The following is a 23,016-nucleotide window of genomic DNA, read 5'->3' on the forward strand; positions in this document are numbered from 1 at the left end:
GGCGCCGGATCAGCCGGCGAGCCGCGCCGGTTCGCCGAACTGCTCCTCGCGTGCGATCTGCGAGAGCTCGTCGAAGAGCGGTCCGCTCGACGGGATGTCGATGTCGTGCACGACGCCGACCACCTGGGTCCAGGAGTAGACGAAGTAGTCCCACCCGTCGACGACGTCGACCGCCGCATCCGCCGGTTGGTTGCGGGCCTGCTCGAGGAAGCGGCGCTCGCCGCGGTAGTTCATGTCCCACGCGATCGAGCCGTGTGGGAAGCGCACCGTGTCGGTCAGCGGGGACCCCGGACGGTCCTTTCCGAGGCCCGTCGCGTTCGCGACGACGCTGTACGGCGCGACCCTCGCGACGACGCGATCGGCCTCCTCCGGTGTGCGCGTGACGTGGTGCACCACCTCGATGCGCATGCCGATGCGGTCGTGCAGGGAGCGCAGTTCCTCGAGCCGGTGCTCGGAGCGCGCCGTGACGTGGATGCGCGACGGCACGGCCACACCGAGCTCGGCCGCCCGGTGCATCCCGAGGGTCGTGGCGATCGAGGCGCCGCCGGCGCCGAGCAGGAGCAGTTCGCCGCCGCGCTCGGCCCAGTACGACGGCGGCGCGAACCGGTCGATCGCCAGCCTGCTGGTGCGATCGTCGAGCGCCGCGCCGAGCAGCCGACCGTCGCGCTTGTGGATGCAGCTGACCTCGCGCAGCAGCGCGGCGGAGCCGTCGAGGCCGCCGAAGAGGTCCGCGGATGCCGCGAGCACGTCGAGCTTGTGGGTGGTGATGAGCCCGCCGAGCGCGTCGGGGTCGGCCTTGATCCGCTCGACCGCTCGGCGGTAGTCGCGCGCGGGCGCGCCGATGGGGAAGTCGAGGCCGACGAGCCGCGCGTCGAGGTCGAGGAGCTCGACCCAGCGCGGGTAGATGCGCTGGATCGCGGACTGGCTCGTGGTGACGCCGAAGAACGAGAAGACGGCGGTCATGCGAGCACACGTCCCACGGTGAACGGCGCGCCGAGCTCCGGGATGTGCCACTCGACGTCGTCGACGTCGGCGAGGCGGCGCCGGAGGTCATCGGGCTGCGCCGTGTTGAACGCGAAGAGGCCCCAGTGGTGGCAGACCAGCCGGGGGATGCCCGCGGCGCGGCAGAGCTCGACCGCCTCCTCGAGGTGGAAGTTACCGGGCACGCCGTTGCCCGCGCGGTGGGCGTCGCGGCCGTTGACGGGAAGAAGGGCGAGGTCGAGGTCGAGCGCGCGGAGGAGCTCGTGCTGGCCCGGGTACGGCGCGCAGTCGCCGGAGTGGTAGATGCGGTACCCCCCGAGGTCGAGCACGTAGCCCAGGAAGAGGTTCTGGCCGTGCTCGTCGACCGTGATCTCCTCGTGCGCGGCGGGCACCGCCGTGATCGTGACGCCCGCGCGAGTGCGGAACGACTCCCCCGCGTCGAGGCCCAGGAGTCGAGCGGGCGGGATGCCGCGGCCGATGCCCTTCACCGTCTCGGATCGGGGGATGACGAAGAGCGGGTCGCTCCGCGTCTGCAGCAGCGGGATGGCCCCGAGATCCATGTGGTCGGTGTGCCCGTGGGTGCAGAGCACGGTGGACAGGCCCTCGACCGCTGCGGGCGCGACCGGGGCATCGTGCAGGCGCCTGTGGGGGAAGAGCCGGCCGGCGTACTTGTCGGCCAGCACGTCGCTCAGGTACGGGTCGATGAAGAGGAGGTCGTCGCCGTGGCGGAGCGCGAACCCCGCCTGGCCGAGCCACCAGATGGTGACGTCGGCCCCGGACTCCAGGGGGAACGCCGGATCGATCGGCTGGGTCGAGATCGCCACAGTCTGCTCCTTCGCAATGATTTCTGTGAGCGTAACACGAGCGAAGAGAAAATTTCTGCTGCGGTGTGTACAACCGAAATGATTTCGGTTATCGTGTGACGTGAGCTGAAAACTTCCAGCGATTACCCGGAGGACACCCCCATGCGTTCACGCACTCGCGCCATCGTTGCCGCGGCTGTACTCGGCATCACCGCACTCGCCGGACTGAGCGGCTGCGCCGCCACCGCCGGCGCCGAATCCGGCGAGCCGCTCGTCGGGCTCGTCGTCAAGACCCAGGACAACCCCTTCTACGTGAAGATGACCGAGGGGGCGAAGGCCGAGGCGGAGTCGCTCGGCCTCAACCTCCAGATCGCGAGCGGCGACGGGCAGAGCGACGTCGACTCCCAGATCACCTCGGTCGAGAACTTCGTGGCCCAGGGCGCGAAGGCCATCCTCATCACGCCGGCCGGCGACGGGGTCGTCCCCGCCCTCAAGAAGGCGCAGCAGGCTGGCATCCTCGTGCTCGCGCTCGACTCGCCCCTCGGCGAGGGCTCGGGCGTCGACGGCACCTTCGCCACCGACAACAAGCAGGCCGGCGTGCTCATCGGCGAGTGGGCGAAGGCCTACCTCGGCGACACCGAGGCGCGCATCGCCACGCTCGACCTCAGCACCGACCAGATCCCCGTCGACGTGGCCCGCAACCAGGGCTTCCTCGAGGGCTTCGGCATCGACCTCGCCGACCCGTCGAAGATGTGGGACGAGACCGATCCCCGCCTCGCCGGCTACGAGGTGACCGACGCGAACGAGGCGGGCGGCCGCGCCGGCATGGAGAAGCTCCTGCAGAAGGATCCGACGATCAACCTCGTCTACACGATCAACGAGCCCACCGCGGCCGGCGCGTACCAGGCGATCGCCGCGGCGGGCCTGCAGGACCAGGTGACCATCGTCTCGGTCGACGGCGGATGCCCCGGCGTCTCCAACGTGGAGGACGGCATCATCGCCGCCACCTCGATGCAGTTCCCGCTCGACATGGCGGCACAGGCGCTGCAGGCCGTCGACGCCTGGCTCGCCGACGGCACGAAGCCCGAGAACTCGCCCGGACTGGAGTTCACCAACACCGGCGTGACCCTCATCACCGACCAGCCCCAGGCCGGCATCGAGTCCGAGGACACGACCTTCGGCCTCGAGAAGTGCTGGGGCTGATCCGAGGGCCGGCCCCTGACTCGGCGGGGGCGGCCGGCACCGGCTGCCGCCCCCACCGCACACTCCACGCACATACGACGACGTTTGAAGGTGTGATCTCCCATGAATGAACGCGCTCCCGAGCTGGCCGCCGCCGCTGCAGGCCCGGCCGGTGCGGCCCCGCCCGCGAACCCGTCCAAGACCGGTCTCGTCGAGATCGAGCAGGGCGGCCCGCTCACGCCGATCCAGTGGATCGAGCGGAAGATGCTCTCGCGTCCGCTGATCGGTCCGCTCGCGGTGCTGGTCATCGCGACGATCGTGTTCTCGATCGTGTCGCCGAACTTCGGCACCCTGCAGAACTTCTCGCTCATCCTCCAGCAGGTCCAGGTCATCGCGATGCTCGGCATCGCCCAGACGCTCGTGATCCTCACCGCGGGCATCGACCTCTCCGTCGCAGCGGTGATGCTGCTGTCGCAGGTGGCGATGGGGAAGTTCGCGGTCTCGCTCGGCCTGCCCGTGGAGCTCGCACTCGTGCTCGGCATCCTCGTCGGCGTCGCGTGCGGCGCGATCAACGGACTGGTCGTCACGAGGCTGAACATCCCGCCGTTCATCGCGACGCTCGGCACGCTGAGCATCTTCTACGCCCTCAACATCTTCATCTCCGACGGCGAGAGCGTGCCGTACGCCGACGTGCCGCCGCTCTTCAACTGGCTCGGCACCGGCTTCCAGGTGCTCGGCACCACCTTCACCTACGGGCAGGTGCTCACCCTCGCGATGTTCCTCCTGTTCGCGTACATCCTCCGCAGCACCGCCTGGGGCACCCACATCTACGCGGTGGGCGACAACATCGAGGCGGCGCGGCTCACCGGCATCCGGGTCGACCGCGTGCTCATGTCGGTGTACGTCGTCGCCGGGCTCATCATCGGCCTGACCGCGTGGCTCCTCATCGGCCGCATCGGCTCCATCTCGCCGACCGCCGGCGTGGGCTACAACCTCGCGTCGATCACCGCCGTCGTCATCGGCGGCACCTCGCTCTTCGGCGGTCGCGGACGCATCATGGGCACCCTGCTCGGCGCCCTCATCGTCGGCGTGTTCTCGAGCGGGCTCTCGCTCGCGGGCTTCGACAGCCTCTGGCAGGAGTTCACCATCGGCCTGCTCATCATCGGCGCCGTCGCGGTCGACCAGCGCCTTCGCAAGATCGGACGATAGCCATGACCACCACGACCCCAGAACTCGTCCTCGAGGCCCGCGGACTCGTCAAGCGCTACGGTCACGTGGTCGCCCTCGACGAGACCGACTTCGAGATCCGGCAGGGCGAGGTGCTCGCCGTGATCGGCGACAACGGCGCCGGCAAGTCGTCGCTCGTGCAGTGCCTCGCGGGCGCCGTCCAGCCCGACGAGGGGGAACTGCTCATCGGCGGTCAGCAGGTCACGCTCAAGTCGCCGGTCGAGGCGCGGCATCGCGGCATCGAGACCGTCTTCCAGAGCCTCGCCGTGTCGCCGGCTCTCGACATCGCGAGCAACATCTTCCTCGGCCGCGAGCTCCGGATGCCCGGGATCGCCGGCACCGTCTTCCGCAGGCTCGACAAGAAGCGCATGCGCGAGGAGTCCCTCGCGGTGATGTCGCAGCTCGGCCTGCAGACGCTCCAGAACATCGGGCAGTCGGTCGAGAGCCTCTCCGGCGGGCAGCGGCAGGGCGTCGCGGTCGCCCGGGCGGCCGCGTTCGGGTCGAAGGTCGTCATCCTCGACGAGCCGACCGCCGCGCTCGGGGTCAAGGAGTCGGGCCGGGTCGTGAAGCTGATCCAGGACATCAAGGCCAGGGGCATCCCCGTGATCCTCATCAGCCACAACATGCCGCAGATCTTCGAGGTCGCCGATCGGATCCACATCCAGCGGCTCGGCAAGCGCGTCGCGCTCGTCGACACGGCGGACATCGACATGGCCGACGCCGTCGCCGTGATGGTCGGGGCGAAGACCCCCGCCGAGCTGGGGCTCGCCCGATGACCGCGGCAACCGCCGGAACCGCCGCATCCGCCCGAACCGCGGATGCCGCCGGCGCCACGAGCGCCGCCGGCACCCGCACCCCGCCCCTCCGCGAACTGCTCGCGAAGTTCGGCGTCGTGCCCGTCGTGGCCGTGTCGAGCGCCGACGAGGGGCTCCGGCTGGGGGAGGCGCTGCTCCGCGGCGGCCTGCCCGTGGTCGAGATCACCTTCCGAACGGATGCCGCGGCCGCCGCGATCCGCGCGGTAGCGGCCGAGCTGCCCGAACTGCTCGTCGGTGCGGGCACACTGCTCAGCGAGGCATCCGTCGACGCAGCCGTCGACGCCGGAGCCGCGTTCGGCGTGGCCCCCGGTCTGCGCCCACCCGTCGTCGAGCGCGCAGCCGCCCTCGGCCTCCCGTTCGCACCCGGCATCGCCACGCCGAGCGAGCTCGAGCGCGGCCTCTCGCTGGGACTCGACTTCTTCAAGCTCTTCCCTGCGGAGCCGATCGGTGGGCTGCGGCTCATCGACGCGCTCGCCGGGCCCTACCCGTCCGCGGGGTTCATGCCGACCGGGGGCATCCGGCCGGAGCTCCTCGCCGACTACCTCGCCCGCCCCTCCGTCGCAGCCTGCGGCGGAACGTGGATCGCGCCGACCGCGCTCATCGCAGCCGGTGACTTCGACGAGATCCGGCAGCGGGCGGCAGCATCCGTCGCTCGAATCGGAGCGATTCGTGAAACACACCGAAAGGAGCACCGCAATGGTGCCTGACTACCTGCCCGAGCCCGGCTCGGCCCTCGTCGGCAAGGTCGCGATCATCACCGGGGCCGCGTCCGGCATCGGTGAGGCGGTCAGCCGGATCTACGCCGCCAACGGCGCGCGGGTCGCGATGATCGACCTCGACGCCGCCCGCCTCGCCGAGGTGGCCGCCGACATCCGCGAGCGCGGAGGCGACGTCGCCGAGACCGTCGCCGACGTCGTCAGCGAGGACCAGGTGCGCGCGTTCTTCGCCGAGACCCTCGAACGCTGGGGGCAGGTGGACCTGCTCATCAACAGCGCCGGTCGCGACTCCCTGTCGCCGCCCGTGACCGAGGTGACGCTCGAGGAGTGGAACAAGACGATCGGCCCCAACCTCACGGGCGTGTTCCTGTGCTGCCGCGAGGCGTTCCTCGCCATGGAGCGCCAGGAGACCGGCGGGCGGATCATCAACATGGGCTCCTCGTCGACGCGGGTCGCGTCGGGTCCCGGCCACAGTCCGTACCGCGCCTCCAAGCACGGGATGCTCGGCTTCAGCAAGAACATCCTCCTCGAGGGCGTGAAGAAGAACATCGGCGTGACCGTGCTGAACCCCTCGCACGTGCGCACCCCGATGACCGAGATCATCGACAAGGGCCTCTACGACGGCGACCTCGTCGCCTACACCGACGGATGGCTCGACGAGAAGGAGATCGAGGAGGGCATCGCCGCCAGCTGCATCGACGTGTCGAACGTCGCCGAGGCCGCCCTCTACATCGCCACCCGCACCGCGGATGTCACCATTCCCACCCTCTCGCTGTACCCGACGCACAAGGCGCACCGGTACGGCATGGAGGTGTGACCGTGAGGGCAGCTGTGCTGCACGACATCCGCCGCATCGAGATCGCCGACGTGCCGATGCCCGAGCCGGTCGGCGACCGGCCGGTGCTCGTACGCATCGGGGCCGTCGGGGTGTGCGGATCGGACGTGCTGCGGTTCGGCGTCGGCAAGGGCTACGGGTTCCCGCTCGTGCTCGGCCACGAGATGTCGGGCACGGTCGTCGAGGACTCGCCGAGTGGCGCGTTCACGTCGGGCGACCGGGTGGCGATCTTCCCGTGCCTTCCCGACGCTGCCGACCCGATGACCGAGATCGGCGAATTCACCCTCGGCACCCACTACGACTACTTCGGCTCGCGCCGCGACGGCGGGCTCGAGGAGTACCTCTCGGTGCCCGAGCGCAACCTCGTGCGCCTGCCCGAAGGGGTATCGCTCGTCGAGGGCGCCCTGGTGGAACCGGCGGGTGTCGCGCTGCACGCGGTGCGCAAGGCCACCGTGCCCGCGAACGCGACCGCCCTCGTGATCGGCGCCGGGCCGATCGGGCTGCTGGCCGCGCAGTGGCTCCGGGTGCTCGGCGTCGTGCGGGTGCTCGTCTCCGACATCGACGAGCGCAAGCGCCGCGTCGCCGAGCACCTCGGGTTCGACACGATCGACCCGACCGGCTCGACGAGCGACGCGCGCGTCATGGAGGCGACGGGCGGGCGCGGCGTCGACATCGCGGTCGAGGCGAGCGGCCTCGGCATCACCTTCCTGCAGGCCGTGCACGCGGCCGCGCATCGCGGGCAGGTCGTGCTGCTCGGCGACCTCAGCACCGACGTGGACCTGCCCAAGGAGACCGTGTCCCGCATCCTCCGCCGCGAGCTCACGCTGCTGGGCACGTGGAACGCGCGCATCACGCCACGCGGCCAGAGCGAATGGGACATGGTCGTCGCGTCCATCGGCCGCACCGTGAACGTCGCCGACCTCGTGAGCCACGTGTTCGAGCTCGAGCAGGCGCAGAGCGTGTTCGAGGACCTCGCCGACCGTTCCGTGTGGGCCAACAAGACCGTGTTCGCCGTGTCCGACGAGGCGAAGGCCGAAGCGGATGCCGCGCTCGCAGCGTCGTTCTCAGCGAAGCAGGTGCCATGATGAAGGCCGCCGTCTTCCTCGAGCCAGGGCGCATCGAGGTGCAGGACATCCCCATCCCCGAGGTGGGACCCGACGACGTGCTCGTGCGCGTGCGCGCTGCGAGCATCTGCGGCACCGACCTGCGCATCTTCAAGCACGGCCACTTCAAGCTCCCCGCGGGCACGCCGCGCGTGCTCGGCCACGAGGTCGCCGGCGAGATCGCCGACGTCGGCTCGGGCGTCGCCGACTGGTTGGTCGGGGATCGCGTGAGCCTCACCCCCAACGTGGGCTGCGGCAGGTGCGAGATGTGCCGTCGCGGACTCAACCAGATGTGCCCCACCTACGAGGCGTTCGGCATCACGCTGAACGGCGGCTTCGAGGAGTACCTGCTCGTGCCCGGGTGGGCGATCGAGCGGGGAAACCTCTTTCGGCTGCCCGACGGTGCCTCGTTCGAGGTCGGCGCGATCATGGAGCCGGCGTCGTGCTGCCTGCACGGGCAGCGCAAGGTGCGGGTCTCGAGCGAGGACTCGGTACTCGTCATCGGCGCTGGGCCCATCGGGTGCTTCCACACGCTGCTCGCGAAGCGGCACGGCGCCCGGCAGGTCATCGTCGCGAACCGGCGGCAGCCCCGGCTCGACATCGCCGGCCGCCTCGGCGCCGACGAGCTCGTCAACGTCGGCGAGCAGGACCTGCGCGACGAAGTCATGCGGCTCACCGACGGCCGAGGCGTCGACGTGGTGATCACGAGCGTCTCCGATCGGGACGTCATCGCCTCGGCCACGGACCTGCTCGCGCGGCTCGGACGCATCAACGTCTTCTCGGGCCTCGGCGACGCGGCCCGGCCGCCGATCGACGTCAACGCCCTGCACTACCGGGAGCTCGTGCTCACCGGCACGACGGGATCGAGCAACGACGACTACCGGGACGTGCTCGGCATGCTCGGGACGGGCGATGTTGACCTGTCACCGATCATCTCCCGCCGGTTCGTCGTCGACGACATCCACGCCGCCATGGAGCACTCGGCCTCGGGCGCCGGCATGAAGCCCGTCATCGTCTTCGAAGGGACCGACTGATGCCCCCAACCGTCCTCACTCCCGACACGCTCGTCGCGGCCGAGGAGCCGACGTTCTACTTCGTCGGCGTGACGACCGGCGCGTCGTCGATCATGACCGTCTTCCCGAGGTGGGCCGAGCACCTCGGCATCCCCCAGCGGATCGTCGGCATCGACGTGCCGCTGGATGCCGAACCGGAGGTGTACCGGCGCGTCGTCTCGTTCCTGAAGGAGGACGGGGACTCGCTCGGCGCCCTCGTCACGACGCACAAGCTCAACCTCTTCAAGGCCACTCGCGACCTGTTCGACGAGGTGGGGGAGTCGGCGCAGCAGCTCGACGAGATCAGCAGCATCTCCAAGCGCGGCGACCGGCTGCTCGGCCACGCGATGGACGATGTCACGAGCGGGCTCGCCTACGACGCGATCGTCGGCGACTTCGACGGCGAGGTGCTGCTGCTCGGGGCCGGCGGCTCGTCGCTCGCGCTGAGCCTGTACCTGCACCGGCGGCAGCGCACCGGCGCATCGGTGCCGTCGCGGATCGTCGTCACGAATCGACGACCCGGCCGGCTCGAGGAGATGCGGGCGTTCCATCGCCGTATCGGGTTCGGCATCCCGATCGAGTACATCGAGGCGCCGCGGCCCATGCGCAACGATGCTGCGCTCGCCGGAATGGCGGGCGGATCGCTCGTGGTCAACGCCACGGGCCTCGGCAAGGACCGACCCGGTTCGCCGCTCACCGACGCCGCGGCGTTCCCCGACGGGGCCGTCGCCTGGGACTTCAACTACCGCGGCGACCTCGTCTTCCTCGACCAGGCGCGTCGCGCCGCCGGCCACGGCGTGCGGGCCGTCGACGGCTGGTTCTACTTCCTGCACGGTTGGACCCGCGTGATGGCGCAGGTGTTCGACCTGCACATCCCGACCTCCGGGCCCGAGTTCGAAACCCTCTCCCGGATCGCCCGCGCGGCCTGACCGAGCCCGGATCCCCACACCCCGACACCCCCGACACACGAGGAGCACCCCTGATGACCGAATCCACCACCGTCGCCGAAGCCACGACCGTCGCGGTCGCGACGCAGTTCGACCTGGCCACCGGACTCGCCGAGTCCGTGCCGTCGTTGCGACGGCCACTTTCGGCGATGACCGGCATGTACGCCGACACCGCCGCGTTCGAGGCGGCGGTCGCCGACGGCGACCCGCTCACGTACGAGTTCTACGACATGGGCGTTCCCGCGCTCGAGACCGAGATCGCCTACGGCACGAGCATCACCTATCCCGGCAAGGTCGGCGACGAGTACCACATGACGAAGGGGCACTTCCACGAGCGCCTCGAGTCCGCCGAGATCTATTTCTGCCTCTCGGGCCGTGGACTGATGCTGATGGAGAGCCCGGAGGGCGACGTGCAGGTGGAGGAGTTCGCGCCGGGCCGGGCCGTCTACGTGCCGGGGCGATACGCGCACCGCAGCGTCAACACCTCGCCCGACGAGCCGCTCATCACCTTCTTCGCGTTCCCCGGGGACGCCGGCCACGACTACGGGACGATCGAGACGAAGGGGTTCCGCAAGATCGTCGTCGACCGCGACGGCGAGCCGGAACTGCTCGACAACCCTCGCTGGGTGGGCTGAGCGCGCCGCCGGATTCGTCACCATCTCGTCTCGGCGGCCCGCCCGGGTGGCGCCGAACCACAATGCCGGCATCGGCAGAAAGCAAGGGGAACAATGAAGTTCACGGCATCCCAGCGCGCAACGAGGACCGTGCTGGTCCTGGGCGCGCTCCTCGCGACCTCGATCACCATGACGGCCTGCGGGTCGGGCGGCAGCTCGACCGCGGCGGCGGGGGCGGGGTCGAGCGCGGAGCTCACCGCGTTCACCGAGCAGGCGCAGGCCGCGGTCGACGCGGCATCCGCCGCGCAGACCACGGAGACCGCACCGGTCCCCACAGGCGGTCCCGCACCGAAGGCCGGCGTCGAGCTCACGATCATCCCGTGTTCGATGGCGGTCGAGGGGTGTGCACGCCCCGCACGGTCGGCCGAGGAGGCGGCGAAGGCCCTCGGCTGGAAGCCGACCATCGACGACCCCTCGACGGGCCAGGGCGGAGCTTCCGCGGCGGTGCAGCGGGCGGTCGCCACCGGCGCCGACGCCATCCTGCTGACGTCCATCGACGCCGGCTCGATCAAGGCCGACCTGCAGGCCGCGCGCGACAAGGGGATCGTCGTCGTCGCCAACATGGCGGGCAACGCCGATGAGCTGTACCAGGCCATCGTGCCCCCGCTCGAGGCGAACTTCGATGCGGGCTACCTGCTCGGCCAGCAGGCGTTCCTCATCGCGCAGGAGCGCTACCAGCAGCCCGTCAAGGCGATCGTCTTCGAGGACCAGGAGTTCGCGACCGTCAAGCAGCGCGTCGCCGGCTTCGTGCAGTTCGTGCAGGACTGCGCCGACGCCGGCGGTGGTTGCTCGATCGAGTACCAGGGCAAGCACCTCGCCGCCGACATCGCGACGACGTTGCCGAACCAGGTCGTGCAGACCGTCAAGCAGCACCCCGACTACAACACGCTGTTCCTCGGCTTCGACGCCGCGCTCAACGCGGTCGTGACCCAGGGGCTCCTGCCGGCGGGTCTCGCCGATCCGTCGAAGGCGCAGGGCGTCTCGGTCGACTGCGACGTGGCGAACGCGACGAGCATCGCCGAGGGCGGGTTCCAGTCCGCCTGCATCGGGTTCGCGTTCCTCCGCGCCGGATACGGGCACGTCGACAACGTCAACCGCCTCCTGGACGGGCAGGACGCCGTCGACCAGGGCCTGGTCGGCAAGCTGATCACCGAGGCGAACGCCCCGACCGACGGCGAGGCGTGGGACGGCGACTTCGACGCCGTCGCCGAGTACCGGAAGGCCTGGGGGCTGGACTGATGGTCCACGACGCGGACGGCTTCCGCACCGTACTCGCGGTGCGGGAGCTGTCCAAGACCTTCACGGGGCAGCTGGCGCTCGATCGGGTCGCGCTCGATGTGCGAGCCGGCGAGGTGCACGCCCTCATCGGCGAGAACGGGTCGGGCAAGTCCACGCTGATCAAGTGCCTCGCCGGGTTCTACGAGCCCGACGAGGGCGCCGCGGTCGAGCTCGACGGGCACGAGCTCGCCATGCCGCTCACGACGACGCAGAGCGCGCGGCTCGGCATGGTGTTCGTGCACCAGGACCTCGGCCTCGTGCCCACGCTCTCGGTGGCCGAGAACTTCGCCATCGGGCGCGGATACGAGACCGGCATTCTCGCCCGCGTGCCGTGGCGGAGGATCCGTGCCCACGCGCGGGCCGAGCTGACCAAGCTCGGCTGCGGCGACGTCGACGTCGACCTGCCGATCTGGCGGTTGCCGATCGCGACGCAGACGATCGTCGCGATCGCCCGCGCGCTCAGCTCGGCGGAGGAGGGCGCCCAGATCCTCGTGCTCGACGAGCCGACGGCCGCGTTGCCCGACGCCGAGGCGGAGCTGCTGTTCGCCGCGGTGCGTGAGGTCACCGCGCAGGGCGTGGGGGTCGTCTACGTCTCGCACAAGCTCGACGAGATCATCCGGCTGGCCGACCGCATCACCGTGCTGCGCGACGGCCGGAAGATCGAGACGGTCGACGGCGCCGGCCTCACGGAGAAGGACCTGATCCGCCTGATCGTCGGGCGTGCCGTCGACGTCTCCGAGCGGCGACCCCGCGAGGTCGGCTCGCGCACGCGGGTCTCGGTGCGGGGCCTCGCCGCGAACGCCCTCCGCGACGTGAGCTTCGACCTCCACGAGGGCGAGATCGTGGGACTCGCCGGCATGCTGGGCTCGGGCCGCAGCGAGCTGGCGAGGATCCTCTTCGGCGCCCAGCGGCGCAGGGCGGGCACGGTGGAGATCGACGGCGTACCCGCGCGGCTCGACTCCCCGGCCGCGGCCATGCGCAGGGGCGTCGCGCTCATCCCCGAGAACCGCCGTCGCGACGGCGGCGTGCTCGACCAGTCGCTGGCGGTCAACATGACGCTGCCGACGCTCCGCTCCTTCACCCGATACGGGCGGATCTCCGGCCGGAAGGAGCGGCGGCGGGTGGACGAGCTCACCCGCGCGTACGGGGTGCGGCCGCCGATGACGTCGCGCGCCTTCAAGTACTTCTCCGGCGGCAACCAGCAGAAGATCGTCATCGCCAAGTGGATGAACACGAACCCGCGCCTCGTCATCTTCGACGAGCCCGTGCAGGGCGTCGACATCGGCGCCCGGGCCGAGATCGTCGAGCACGTGCGGGCCGCCGCCGCCACGGGCACCGCCGTGCTCGTCATCTCGTCGGAGATCGACCTCATGCTCGGCATCTGCGACCGGGTGCTGGTGCTGCGCGAGGGTGCGATCATCGCCGACCTCGTGAACCGCGACCTCGATCGCGCCGCCATCTCGGAGCTGGTCTACTTCGGCCACCCCGAGCTCATCGCACCGAGCGACTCCAAGGAAGGCGACCGCTCATGACCACTCCCATCGCCACCGTCCAGCTGGATCCGGCCGACCACGCCCGACGCACCGTCGCACTGCCCGGAGGTCGCCGAGAACCCCTCTCGATCTTCGCGGCGCGGATCGCGCTGCCGGTGATCCTGCTCGTCTTCATCGTCGTGTTCTCGGCGCTCCGGCCCGACACCTTCTTCACCACGGCGAACCTCACGACGACCCTCGCGCTCCAGGCGGTGCTCGCCATCCTCTGCCTCAGCCTGTTGCTGCCACTCATCGTCGGCGAGCTCGACCTGTCGGTCGCGGCCAACCTCGGGCTGTCGGTGGTGCTCGTCACGGGCCTCACGTCGCAGAACGGCTGGCCGCTGCCCCTCGCCGTCGTCGCGGCGCTCGGCGTCTCCGCGCTCATCGGGCTCGTCAACGGCCTCCTCATCGCGCGCGTCGGGGTGAACGCCTTCGTCGTGACCATCGCGATGTCGGCCCTCGTGACCGGCGCGATCGGCGGCTACACCCAGGGCAACGTCTTCTACGAGAACATCCCGCAGGGACTCGTCGATCTCGGTCGAGGCGACCTGCTCGGCATCCCGAAGCCGGTCGTGTACGCCGCGGTCATCGCGATCGCCCTCTGGTACGTGCTCTCGAGCACGCCGCTCGGCCGCTACCTCTACGCGATCGGCGGGTCGAAGGATGCCGCGGCGCTCAGCGGCGTGCCCGTGAAGCGCCTCACCGTGCTCGCCTTCGTGGGGGCCGGCCTGCTCGCCGGCGTGGCGGGCGTGGTGCAGGCGGGAATCCTCGGCAGCGGCAACCCGACGGTCGGACCGCCGTTCCTGTTGCCCGCGTACGCCGCCGTGTTCCTCGGGGCGACGGCGATCCAGCCCGGCGTCTTCAACGTCTGGGGCACCGTGATCGCCGTGCTCACCGTGCAGGTCGGCACGACCGGGCTCGTGCAGCTCGGCGCGCCGTTCTGGATCCAGCCGATCTTCGAGGGCGCCGCCCTGCTGATCGCCGTGATCGTCTCGCGCTGGCTCAAGCGCGAAGAATGAACCGCGTCACCTCCCAACGCCACCGCGACAGCAAGGACACCCCAGCATGAAGATCGATCTCACCGGGAAGACGGCGGTCGTCACCGGATCCACCCAGGGCATCGGGCGCGCGATCGCCGCGGGCCTCGCCGAATCCGGTGCGAGGACCGTGGTCAACGGCCGCACCCGCGAGTCGGTCGACGCGGCGATCGCCCGCATCCGGGCCGACGTGCCGGACGCCGACCTCGTCGGCGTCGTCGCCGACGTCACCGTGCCGGAGGGCGTCGCAACGATGCGCGGGGCCGTGCCGGAGGCGGACATCCTGGTCAACAGCGTCGGGATCTTCGAGCCCGAGGACTTCTTCGACATCACCGACGACACCTGGTACCGCTTCTTCACCGTCAACGTCATGAGCGGCATCCGGATGTCTCGCGAGTACCTGCCCGGCATGTACGGGCGGGGCTGGGGGAGGGTCGTCTTCCTCTCGAGCGAGTCGGCGCTGCAGATCCCGCCCGAGATGATGCACTACGGCATGACGAAGACCGCCCAGCTGGCGCTCTCGCGCGGTCTGGCGGAACGCAGCGCCGGCACCGGCGTCACGGTCAACGCGGTGCTGCCGGGTCCCACGGCCTCCGAGGGCGTGACCGACTTCGTCGCGAAGCTCAACCCCGGCGATGAGCGCAGCCCGGAGGAGCAGCTCGACGCGTTCGTGCGCGAGCACCGGTCGACCCAGCTCCTGCGTCGCGCGGCCACACCGGCGGAGGTCGCCAACCTCGTCGTCTACCTCGCCTCCGAGCAGGCCTCGGCGACCACCGGTTCGGCGCTCAGCGTCGACGGGGGAACCCGGCGCGCCATCTTCTAGGACGGGCCGCCGGCCGGCCGGCAGGTCCAGATCACCCCGCCTTCGCTCGCAGCCGAGCGGAACCGACAGCAAGGAAGCGATATGACCCACTCGCACGGACGCATCATGGTGACGCCGCGGTCGGCCGTCGGGCACCCGGCCGTGGAGCGGCTGGCCGACGCGGGCTACGACGTCGTCTTCCCCGCGCCCGGAGCGGTGCCGACGCCGCAGCAGCAGCGAGCCGCCCTCGCGGACTGCGTCGGCTACCTCGCCGGCATCGAGCCGATCACCCGTGAGACGCTCGCCGCCGCCCCGAAGCTGCGGGTGATCTCGCGCAACGGCACCGGCGCCGACGCGATCGATCTCGACGCCGCGGCGGAGCTCGGCATCGAGGTGCTCCGGGCGCCCGCGGCGAACGCCCAGGGCGTCGCCGAGCTCGCCGTCGGCCTCATGCTCGCCGCCGCGCGGAGCCTGCCGTTCGCGGCCTCGTCGATCGCGGCCGGCGAGTGGGGACGGCGCCAGGGGATCGAGCTGGCAGGTCGCACGCTCGGGCTCGTCGGCGCCGGCCAGATCGGTCGCCGGGTGGCGCGGGTCGCCCTCGCCCTCGGCATGCGGGTGCGCGCGTACGACGCCTACCCGGATGCCTCGTTCCGGCCCGACGGCGACTTCGCCTTCACGGGCCTCGACGACGTGCTCGACCAGGCGCAGGTGCTGAGCCTGCACGCGCCGCCGGCCGCCCGGCCCCTCATCGATCGAACCGCACTCGAGCGGATGCCGCGGGGCGCCGTCCTCGTCAACACCGCCCGCGCGTCGCTCGTCGACGACGACGCGGTGCTCGCCGCGCTGCAGTCCGGGGCGCTGCGCGCGTACGCCGCCGACGTGTTCGATCCGGAGCCGCCGGGACGCACGCCGCTGACGCAGCACCCCGCATTCATCGGCACCGCGCACATCGGCGGATTCACCGAGGAGAGTGTCGACCGGGCCATGGCCGCTGCCGTGGATCACCTGATCCACGGCCTAGACTCGGGCCGTGCCAGACTCCCAGATGAGCAGTAACCTGCTGCACCGGATCTCGAGCCGGTCCACGTCGTTGAGTCCCGCGCTCCGAGGAGTCGCGGATGTCATCCTCGCCAACCCCGAGGAAGTCCAGGCCCTGTCCATCACCGAGCTCGCGAACCGCGCCGGTGTCGCCGACTCGACGGTCTCGAGGTTCCTGCGCGAACTCGACCTCGACGGCTACAACCAGCTGCGACTCGGCATCGCCCAGGCCATCTACTCACGTGCGCCGAGCGTCACCGAGTCGCGGTCCAGTTGGGTCTACGAGGGCGTGCTCAAGGGCGACTCGCAGGAGCACATCGTCGACAAGGTGCTGCACGGCAGCCTCGAGGCGTTGCAGCGCACCGCGGAGCGCCTCTCACCCGAGGTCATCGGCGACGTGGTCGATCGCATCCACGCCGCCTCGACCCTGTACTTCGCCTCGATGGGGTCGTCGTCGATCTCCGCCGAGAACGCCGTCATGCGATTCATCCGAGCGGGCAAGCGCTGCCACCTGTTCCGCGACCAGAGCGTGCAGTCGATGGGCGCCGCGACCCTGCGCGACGGCGACGTGCTCATCGCGATCAGCGACTCCGGCGACTCGACCTCGATCGTGAGCTCCGCCCAGATCGCGAGGCACCACGGCGCCTACACCGTGGGCGTCACCTCGAACGTCGACTCGGCGCTCGCCGGGGTCGTCGATACCGTCATCCTCACGGCGTCGTCGATCGCGAGCTCCGACGTCTACGGCGAGAGCGTGACCGCCAAGTGGGGGCAGCTGCTCGCCATCGACGTGCTGTACGCGACCTACGCGACACGGTACTTCGAGGAGACGGCCGACTTCCTGCAGGAGGGCTACCTGTCGGTCATCAAGCCCACCCGGGGCGGCGCGGCATCCTGACCGACACCGCGGCGCCCTGACCCCGACCGTGGCATCCGGGCGCATGCCGCCGGTGCGACCCCTGCGACGGCCGAATGACCCGGGCTCGTGCCCGGGTGGGCTCAGTGATCGACCCAGTCGCGGGAGCGCGCGATGGCCTTGCGCCAGCCGGCGTAGAGCGCCTCGCGGGTGGGTTCGTCGACCTGCGGCTCGAACGTGCGCTCGATCTCGATGGAGTCGCGCAGCTCGTCCTGCGAGGCCCAGAACGCCACCGCGAGCCCCGCGAGGAAGGCCGCACCGCGGGCGGTGGACTCCGTGACCACGGGGCGGTGCACGGGCACGCCGAGCTGGTCGGCCTGGAACTGCAGGTGGAAGTCGTTGGCGGCGACGCCGCCGTCGACGCGCAGCGACGGCAGGCGATTGCCGGATTCCGCGGCCATCGCGTCGATGACGTCGCGGTACGAGTAGCTCATGGACTCGAGCGCCGCGCGCACGATCTGCGCGCGGCCCGTGCCCGAGGTCATGCCGAACATCGTGGCGCGGGCGTACTGGTCCCAGTACGGCGATGCGAGCCCGTTGAACGCCGGCACGAGGTAGACGCCGCCGGTGTCGGGGATGGATGCCGCGATGGACGCGGTCTCGGCGGCGCCGTCGATGATGCGGAGCTCGTCGCGCAGCCACTTGATCGTCGCGCCGACGCCGAAGAAGACGCCCTCCAGCGCGTACTCGACCCGGCCGTCGAGGCCCCACGCCACCGTCGTGATGAGGCCGGCCTCGGAGAAGACCGGAGTGGTGCCGGTGTTCATCATCACCGACCCGCCCGTGCCGTACGTCGCCTTGACGGCGCCCGGGGTGAAGCAGGCCTGGCCGAACAGGGCGCCCTGCTGGTCGCCCGTCGCGGATGCCACGGGGATCGGCGTGCTGAATCCGGCCGCCTCGCCCGTGCATCCGTAGACCTCGCTCGAGGGGCGGACCGCGGGGAGCATCCGGCGCGGGATGTCGAAGGTCTCGAGCATCCGGTCGTCCCAGTCGAGCTCGCGGATGTTGAAGCAGAGCGTGCGCGACGCGTTGGAGACGTCGGTGACGTGGGCGCGTCCGTCGGTCAGCTTCCAGATGAGCCAGGAATCGATGGTGCCGCAGATGAGCTCGCCGGCGCGGGCGCGTTCACGGGCACCCGGCACCCGGTCGAGGATCCACTTGAGCTTGGTGCCCGAGAAGTACTTGTCGATCGGCAGCCCGGTGGTGTCGCGCACGTAGTCGCCGAGTCCCCGTGCGCGAAGCTCGTCGCAGTACTCGGCGGTGCGGCCGTCCTGCCAGACGAGGGCGTTGTGGATGGGCTCGCCGGTCGCGACATCCCACACCACGATCGTCTCGCGCTGGTTGGCGATGCCGATCGCGGCGATCTGCCCTGCGGCGACCCCCGAATCGGCGAGGACGCGGTGGGCCACCCGGAGCTGCGCGTCCCAGATGACGACGGCGTCGTGTTCGACCCACCCGGGCTGCGGGTAGTGCTGTTCGAACTCCTCCTGCGCGATGCCGGCGATGTCGCCGTCGTGGTCGAACAGGATGGCCCGCACACTTCCCGTGCCGGCGTCGAGCGCCATCACATGCGTCGCGTTCATCGTCGAACCGTGCCCACTTCCTCGTGTGTGTTGACGGGCTTCCGCCCACTCCCTAGAGTGACTGAAGAAATTTCCGAACGCAAGTCTTTGAGCGAAAATCTTACCGAAACTGGAGGTCCTCCATGCGAGCCGCCGTCCTCACCGCCCCACACGCGCCGCTCGTGATCGACGACGTGGAGACCGCTGCGACACTCCGGCCGAACGAAGTGCGGGTGCGCACGGCCGCGGTGGGCCTCTGCCACTCCGACCTGCATGTGATCGACGGCCTCGTGGCGCGTCCGATGCCCGTGGTCCTCGGCCACGAGGCATCCGGAACCGTCGCCGAGGTGGGCTCCGGTGTCACGGATGTCTCCGTCGGAGACCACGTCGTCGCGTGCTTCGTCGTGTACTGCGGGCAGTGCCGCATGTGCCGTGCGGGCCGCCCCGCGATGTGCCAGGACCGCACGGCGACCATGCGCGGCGTCGACGACGAGCCGCGCCTCTCGCTCGGCGGGCGCGAGGTGCACCAGTGGACGAACATCGCGGGCTTCGCCGAGGAACTCGTGCTGCATCGCAACGCGGTCACGGTCATCGACGAGCGGATGCCGCTCGACCTCGCCGCGATGCTCGGGTGCGCCGTGGCGACCGGTGTGGGCTCGGCGCAGACGGTAGCCCGAGTGGCGCCCGGAGACCACGTCGTCGTGATCGGATGCGGCGGCGTGGGCCTCAACGTGAGTCAGGGCGCCGCGCTCGCCGGGGCTGCGACGGTCATCGCCGTCGACCGGAGCGACGAGAAGCTCGCCCTCGCCCGCGAGCGATTCGGGGCCACCCACGCCGTGAACACGGCGAGCGACCCGGATGCCGTCGCGCGGATCCTCGAGCTCACCGACGGGGGAGCCGACCACTCGTTCGAGGCCGTCGGACTCCCGGGCCTCGTCGGGCTCGCCCTCGACGTCACGGCACGTGGCGGTTCCGTGTGGGCGGTGGGCGTCTTCGGCGATGCGGCCGAGGTCACGATACCCGCGGCGCACCTGCATGCCGGCAAGGGGGTGCACGGCGTGCGTGCCGGCTCGCTCGTGCCGGCGCGCGACCTGCCCGCGCTCGTGGCGTCGTACCTCGACGGGAGGCTGGAGCTCGAGGCGCTGGTCGGGCGCCGGCTCCCGCTCGAGCGGATCAACGAGGGTGTCGCCGACCTCCATGCCGGAACGGGCGCACGCACGCTCGTCGTGTTCTGATCGAAAGTAGAAATTTCTGATCTACAATTGACGAGCGAAAGATATTCGAGCATCCTGAGGTGGTGAATCCCGCAGCGACGCAGCCATCGACCACCTCCGCAACGAGTCCGCCCGGCTCCGACGACGGCACCGACCGCCTCGGTGACCGGGCGGCCTTCATCCGCACCGAGACCATCCGCCTCATCGAGATCGCCAAGGTCGGCCACTACAGCTCCGTCTTCTCGGCCGCCGAGATCTTCGCCGCGCTGTACTACGACGTCATGCGCATCGATCCCGCTCGACCCGACTGGCAGGACCGCGATCGGTTCCTGATGGGCAAGGGGCATGCCGCCGTCGGTCTCTACCCGGTGCTCGGCGACCTCGGCTACTTCCCGATGGGCCTGCTCGACGGGTACGCGCATCTCGGCAGCTCCTTCGGCGACCACCCCGACATGACGAAGATCCCCGGCATCGACTTCAGCTCCGGATCGATCGGGCACGCCCTGTCGAACGGGGTGGGCATGGCCCTCGGCGGTCGGCTGGCGGGTCGCGACTTCACAGTCTTCGTGATGCTCGGCGACGGCGAGATGCAGGAGGGCCAGGTGTGGGAGGCGGCGCTCTCGGCCGCGCACCACCGACTCGACCGCGTCGTCGCGATCGTCGACCGCAACGGCTTCCAGCTCGACGGCGGCGTCGACGACGTGATCGGCATCGAACCCCTCGCCGAGAAGTGGCGGGCCTTCGGCTGGCACGTCGTCGCCGTCGACGGGCACGACGTCGGCGCCGTGCGCCAGGTGCTCCGGGAGGCGAAGCAGGGACCGCGCACCGGCATCCCGACGTGCATCATCGCGAACACCGTGAAGGGCAAGGGCGTGTCCTACATGGAGACCGAGCCCGGCTGGCATCTCGGCTACCTCGAGCCGGCAGACGGCGAGCGAGCCGTGGCCGAGATCCTCGCCGCACGGAACGGAGTCGGCGCATGAGCGCGACCCTCGAAGCCGGCTCCTGGCAGTACCGGGCGCTCAACGCCCTCAACCCGGGGCTCGACCACCTGTCCGACGGGCTCATCGACCTCGTGGAAGCGGGCCATCCCGTCGTCGCGGGCAGCGCCGACCTGAAGTACTCGAACGGTCTCGTGAAGTTCGCCGACGTCCACCCCGACCGGTTCCTGCAGTTCGGCATCTCGGAGCAGCACATGGTGTCGGCCGCCGCCGGACTCGCAACGACCGGCGCCATGCCGTTCGTCGCCACCTTCGCCTCGTTCCTCGGGCTGCTCTGCTGCGAGCAGATCCGAATGGACGTCGCGTACACGAAGCTGCCCGTGCGCCTGATCGGCCACCACACCGGCATCGCCCTCGGGTTCTACGGCACGAGCCACCACGCCACCGAGGACATCTCGACGATGCGCGCGATCGCGGGCCTCACCGTCGTCTCGCCCGCCGACGGACCGCAGCTTCGCGCTGCGATCCGTGCCTCCGCGGAGTGGGAGCAGCCGATCTACTTCCGCATCAGCCGCGGCCGCGACCCGCGGGTGTACGGCGACGACGTCACCTTCGAGTTCGGCCGCGGCATCGAGCACGGCTACGGCGCCGACCTCACGTTCATCGCGTGCGGCACGCTCGTGCATCCGGCGCTCGAGGCGGCCGAGGCACTGCGGCGCGAGGGCCTGTCCGTCGGGGTCGTCGACATGCCGACCATCAAGCCGCTCGACGAGGAGCTCGTGCGTCTCGTCGCCGCCCGCAGCCGCATCGTCGTCACCGCGGAGGAGCACAACGTCCTCGGCGGACTCGGGGCGGCGGTCGCCGAGGTCATGGCCGAGCACCCGTCACGCGCCCGCCTCGTGCGGCACGGCATCGCCGACGAGTTCAGCCTCATCGGGCCGCCCACCCACCTGTACCGCCACTACCGGCTCGACACCGCGGGTCTCGTCGGCGTCGCGAAGCTGGCACTCCAGTGAGGGGGAGACGCATGCATCCCGAGAACTGGCACGTGGCACGCGGTCGAGAGCTGCGCTCCGGCCCGGCCCTCATCTTCGACCTCGACGGCGTCCTCGCCGACGCGCTGCACCGGCAGCACTTCCTGCACCTGGCGGAGCCCGACTGGGACGGCTTCTACGGGGCCGTGGATGCCGACGAGGTCCTCGAGCGCGGCCGCGCGCTCACCGAGTACTTCCGCGACGACGTCCCGGTGGTGGTGCTCACCGGCCGCATCGACGCGGTCGCGGAGGTCACGAAGAGCTGGCTCGATCGCCATGGGGTCCGCTGGGACGTGCTGATCTGCCGGCCGCCGAGCGACAGCGACGACAGCACGCACGCCGTGGACTACAAGCGCGTCGAGGTGCGCCGCCTGCTCGAGGCCGGCGTGGAACCGGTGATGGCCGTCGACGACAACCGCAGGATCGTGGCGATGTACGAGGAGTTCGGCATCCCGAGCCTCTACTTCCCGAGCGGGTACTACGACAACTCGGCGCGCTACGACGGAGGGGTCTAGGAATGGGCAGCACCGGCACGACCGGCGCGACGGGCGCCGTGGTCATCACGGGCGCTGGGCAGGGCATCGGCGCCGAGACAGCCGCGATCCTCGCCGGGCGCGGACGTCGCGTGCTCGTCGTCGACCTCGACGGCGGCTCGGCGGCCGCGATGGCGAGCCGGCTCGACGCGGACTTCCCCGTCGACGGCGGGCACCGCGGGTATGGCGCGGACATCACCGACGAGGCCGCCGTGCGCGCCCTTGCGCGCGCGATCGGCGCGGAGTTCGCGCGCGTCGACGGCCTCGTCAACGGAGCCGGCATCATCTCTCGTCACCGCGCGGAGACGTTCGAGCTCGCGCGCTGGGAACGCGAGCTCTCGGTGCACCTGACCGGCACGCTGCTCATCACGCAGCAGCTCTTCCCGTTGCTCGGCCGCGGGTCGGCGATCGTCAACATCGCCTCCGTCGGCTCGACCTTCGGGCTGCCGGGACGGATCGCCTACTCGACGGCGAAGAGCGGCATCCTCGGGTTCACCCGAACGCTCGCGGCCGAGTGGGGGAGCCGCGGCATCCGCGTCAACGCGGTCGCGCCCGGCTACGTGGACACCGACATGGTGCGAAGCGGGTTCCGCTCGGGGTCGCTCGATGAGCGGAAGCTCCTCGGCCGAACCCCGCTCGGGCGGCTCGGGGAGCCCGCCGAGATCGGCAGGGCGATCGCGTTCCTCCTGTCCGACGAGGCCTCCTTCGTGCACGGCGCGGTGCTGAAGGTGGACGGCGGGCTCACGATCGACGGCGCGTTCGACTGACCCGTGCGCCGCGGCATCCGTCGCTCA

At 70.6% G+C, this 23,016-nt stretch carries 23 protein-coding genes; 20 read left to right on the top strand and 3 right to left on the bottom strand.

All coding sequences use genetic code 11. The features are described from left to right. Positions 1-9 precede the first annotated feature (9 nt). Positions 10-963 (bottom strand): shikimate dehydrogenase, encoded by a 954-nt coding sequence (locus EDM22_RS00490; protein WP_122935070.1) that lies wholly within the window; start codon positions 961-963, stop codon positions 10-12. Next, positions 960-1,805: an MBL fold metallo-hydrolase gene (locus tag EDM22_RS00495; protein ID WP_170963945.1), complete on the bottom strand. Its 846-nt coding sequence runs from the start codon at positions 1,803-1,805 to the stop codon at positions 960-962. Before EDM22_RS00495 ends, EDM22_RS00490 begins: the two co-directional genes overlap by 4 nt. A gap of 141 nt (positions 1,806-1,946) precedes the next feature. Between EDM22_RS00495 and EDM22_RS00500 the strand changes: the two genes are divergently transcribed. The 15 genes from EDM22_RS00500 to EDM22_RS00570 all read left to right on the top strand — a co-directional run bounded on the left by EDM22_RS00500 (position 1,947) and on the right by EDM22_RS00570 (position 16,920). Continuing rightward, positions 1,947-2,987, top strand: a complete 1,041-nt coding sequence (locus tag EDM22_RS00500) for a substrate-binding domain-containing protein (protein ID WP_122935072.1) — start codon at positions 1,947-1,949, stop codon at positions 2,985-2,987. A gap of 102 nt (positions 2,988-3,089) precedes the next feature. Further along, positions 3,090-4,175 carry an ABC transporter permease gene (locus tag EDM22_RS00505; RefSeq protein WP_122935073.1) on the top strand — a complete coding sequence of 362 codons (1,086 nt, stop codon included), beginning with the start codon at positions 3,090-3,092 and terminating at the stop codon, positions 4,173-4,175. A gap of 2 nt (positions 4,176-4,177) precedes the next feature. Then, the gene (locus tag EDM22_RS00510; protein WP_122935074.1) at positions 4,178-4,969 is read left to right on the top strand and encodes an ATP-binding cassette domain-containing protein; all 792 of its coding nucleotides are present in this window, start codon (positions 4,178-4,180) and stop codon (positions 4,967-4,969) included. Next, a complete protein-coding gene (gene eda, locus EDM22_RS00515; protein ID WP_122935075.1) occupies positions 4,966-5,715 on the top strand; it encodes a bifunctional 4-hydroxy-2-oxoglutarate aldolase/2-dehydro-3-deoxy-phosphogluconate aldolase in 750 nt (249 codons plus the stop codon). Before EDM22_RS00510 ends, eda begins: the two co-directional genes overlap by 4 nt. After that, complete coding sequence (locus EDM22_RS00520; RefSeq protein ID WP_122935076.1) at positions 5,705-6,541, top strand: SDR family oxidoreductase; 837 nt, start codon at positions 5,705-5,707, stop codon at positions 6,539-6,541. The genes eda and EDM22_RS00520 overlap by 11 nt, the downstream gene beginning before the upstream one ends. 2 nt (positions 6,542-6,543) lie before the next feature. After that, a complete protein-coding gene (locus EDM22_RS00525; RefSeq protein WP_170963946.1) occupies positions 6,544-7,644 on the top strand; it encodes a galactitol-1-phosphate 5-dehydrogenase in 1,101 nt (366 codons plus the stop codon). After that, positions 7,641-8,696 carry a zinc-dependent dehydrogenase gene (locus tag EDM22_RS00530; protein ID WP_245989065.1) on the top strand — a complete coding sequence of 352 codons (1,056 nt, stop codon included), beginning with the start codon at positions 7,641-7,643 and terminating at the stop codon, positions 8,694-8,696. Before EDM22_RS00525 ends, EDM22_RS00530 begins: the two co-directional genes overlap by 4 nt. Then, the gene (locus EDM22_RS00535; RefSeq protein ID WP_122935077.1) at positions 8,696-9,643 is read left to right on the top strand and encodes a shikimate dehydrogenase family protein; all 948 of its coding nucleotides are present in this window, start codon (positions 8,696-8,698) and stop codon (positions 9,641-9,643) included. The genes EDM22_RS00530 and EDM22_RS00535 overlap by 1 nt, the downstream gene beginning before the upstream one ends. Before the next feature lie 53 nt (positions 9,644-9,696). Continuing rightward, positions 9,697-10,296 carry a glucose-6-phosphate isomerase gene (locus EDM22_RS00540; protein WP_122935078.1) on the top strand — a complete coding sequence of 200 codons (600 nt, stop codon included), beginning with the start codon at positions 9,697-9,699 and terminating at the stop codon, positions 10,294-10,296. Positions 10,297-10,425: 129 nt separating this feature from the next. After that, on the top strand, positions 10,426-11,574 hold the full coding sequence (locus tag EDM22_RS00545) for a sugar ABC transporter substrate-binding protein (protein WP_170963947.1): 1,149 nt from the start codon (positions 10,426-10,428) through the stop codon (positions 11,572-11,574). Continuing rightward, positions 11,574-13,145, top strand: a complete 1,572-nt coding sequence (locus EDM22_RS00550) for a sugar ABC transporter ATP-binding protein (RefSeq protein WP_122935080.1) — start codon at positions 11,574-11,576, stop codon at positions 13,143-13,145. The genes EDM22_RS00545 and EDM22_RS00550 overlap by 1 nt, the downstream gene beginning before the upstream one ends. Next, on the top strand, positions 13,142-14,164 hold the full coding sequence (locus EDM22_RS00555; RefSeq protein ID WP_122935081.1) for an ABC transporter permease: 1,023 nt from the start codon (positions 13,142-13,144) through the stop codon (positions 14,162-14,164). The genes EDM22_RS00550 and EDM22_RS00555 overlap by 4 nt, the downstream gene beginning before the upstream one ends. A 46-nt stretch (positions 14,165-14,210) precedes the next feature. Beyond that, on the top strand, positions 14,211-15,005 hold the full coding sequence (locus EDM22_RS00560) for an SDR family NAD(P)-dependent oxidoreductase (protein WP_122935082.1): 795 nt from the start codon (positions 14,211-14,213) through the stop codon (positions 15,003-15,005). A gap of 81 nt (positions 15,006-15,086) precedes the next feature. Continuing rightward, positions 15,087-16,040 carry an NAD(P)-dependent oxidoreductase gene (locus tag EDM22_RS00565; protein WP_122935083.1) on the top strand — a complete coding sequence of 318 codons (954 nt, stop codon included), beginning with the start codon at positions 15,087-15,089 and terminating at the stop codon, positions 16,038-16,040. Beyond that, entirely contained in the window at positions 16,030-16,920 is an 891-nt protein-coding gene (locus EDM22_RS00570; RefSeq protein WP_122935084.1) for a MurR/RpiR family transcriptional regulator, read from the top strand. The genes EDM22_RS00565 and EDM22_RS00570 overlap by 11 nt, the downstream gene beginning before the upstream one ends. Before the next feature lie 101 nt (positions 16,921-17,021). Here EDM22_RS00570 and glpK read toward each other — a convergent pair whose 3' ends face one another. Further along, the gene (gene glpK / locus EDM22_RS00575; protein ID WP_122935085.1) at positions 17,022-18,521 is read right to left on the bottom strand and encodes a glycerol kinase GlpK; all 1,500 of its coding nucleotides are present in this window, start codon (positions 18,519-18,521) and stop codon (positions 17,022-17,024) included. Positions 18,522-18,643: 122 nt separating this feature from the next. Between glpK and EDM22_RS00580 the strand changes: the two genes are divergently transcribed. Genes EDM22_RS00580 through EDM22_RS00600 form a run of 5 tightly spaced genes read left to right on the top strand, consistent with a single transcriptional unit; the run spans position 18,644 to position 22,989 of the window. Beyond that, entirely contained in the window at positions 18,644-19,735 is a 1,092-nt protein-coding gene (locus tag EDM22_RS00580) for an alcohol dehydrogenase catalytic domain-containing protein (protein WP_122935086.1), read from the top strand. 59 nt (positions 19,736-19,794) lie between these two features. Next, positions 19,795-20,697, top strand: a complete 903-nt coding sequence (locus EDM22_RS00585) for a transketolase (protein WP_212591849.1) — start codon at positions 19,795-19,797, stop codon at positions 20,695-20,697. After that, entirely contained in the window at positions 20,694-21,671 is a 978-nt protein-coding gene (locus tag EDM22_RS00590) for a transketolase family protein (protein WP_122935087.1), read from the top strand. The genes EDM22_RS00585 and EDM22_RS00590 overlap by 4 nt, the downstream gene beginning before the upstream one ends. Before the next feature lie 11 nt (positions 21,672-21,682). Continuing rightward, positions 21,683-22,204 carry a phosphatase domain-containing protein gene (locus tag EDM22_RS00595; RefSeq protein ID WP_122935088.1) on the top strand — a complete coding sequence of 174 codons (522 nt, stop codon included), beginning with the start codon at positions 21,683-21,685 and terminating at the stop codon, positions 22,202-22,204. A gap of 2 nt (positions 22,205-22,206) precedes the next feature. Then, the gene (locus EDM22_RS00600; RefSeq protein ID WP_122935089.1) at positions 22,207-22,989 is read left to right on the top strand and encodes an SDR family NAD(P)-dependent oxidoreductase; all 783 of its coding nucleotides are present in this window, start codon (positions 22,207-22,209) and stop codon (positions 22,987-22,989) included. The last annotated feature ends 27 nt before the right edge of the window (positions 22,990-23,016 follow it).

The sequence above is a fragment of the Agromyces tardus genome (genome assembly GCF_003710805.1).
In the GTDB taxonomy this organism is placed as follows: Bacteria; Actinomycetota; Actinomycetes; order Actinomycetales; family Microbacteriaceae; genus Agromyces; species Agromyces tardus.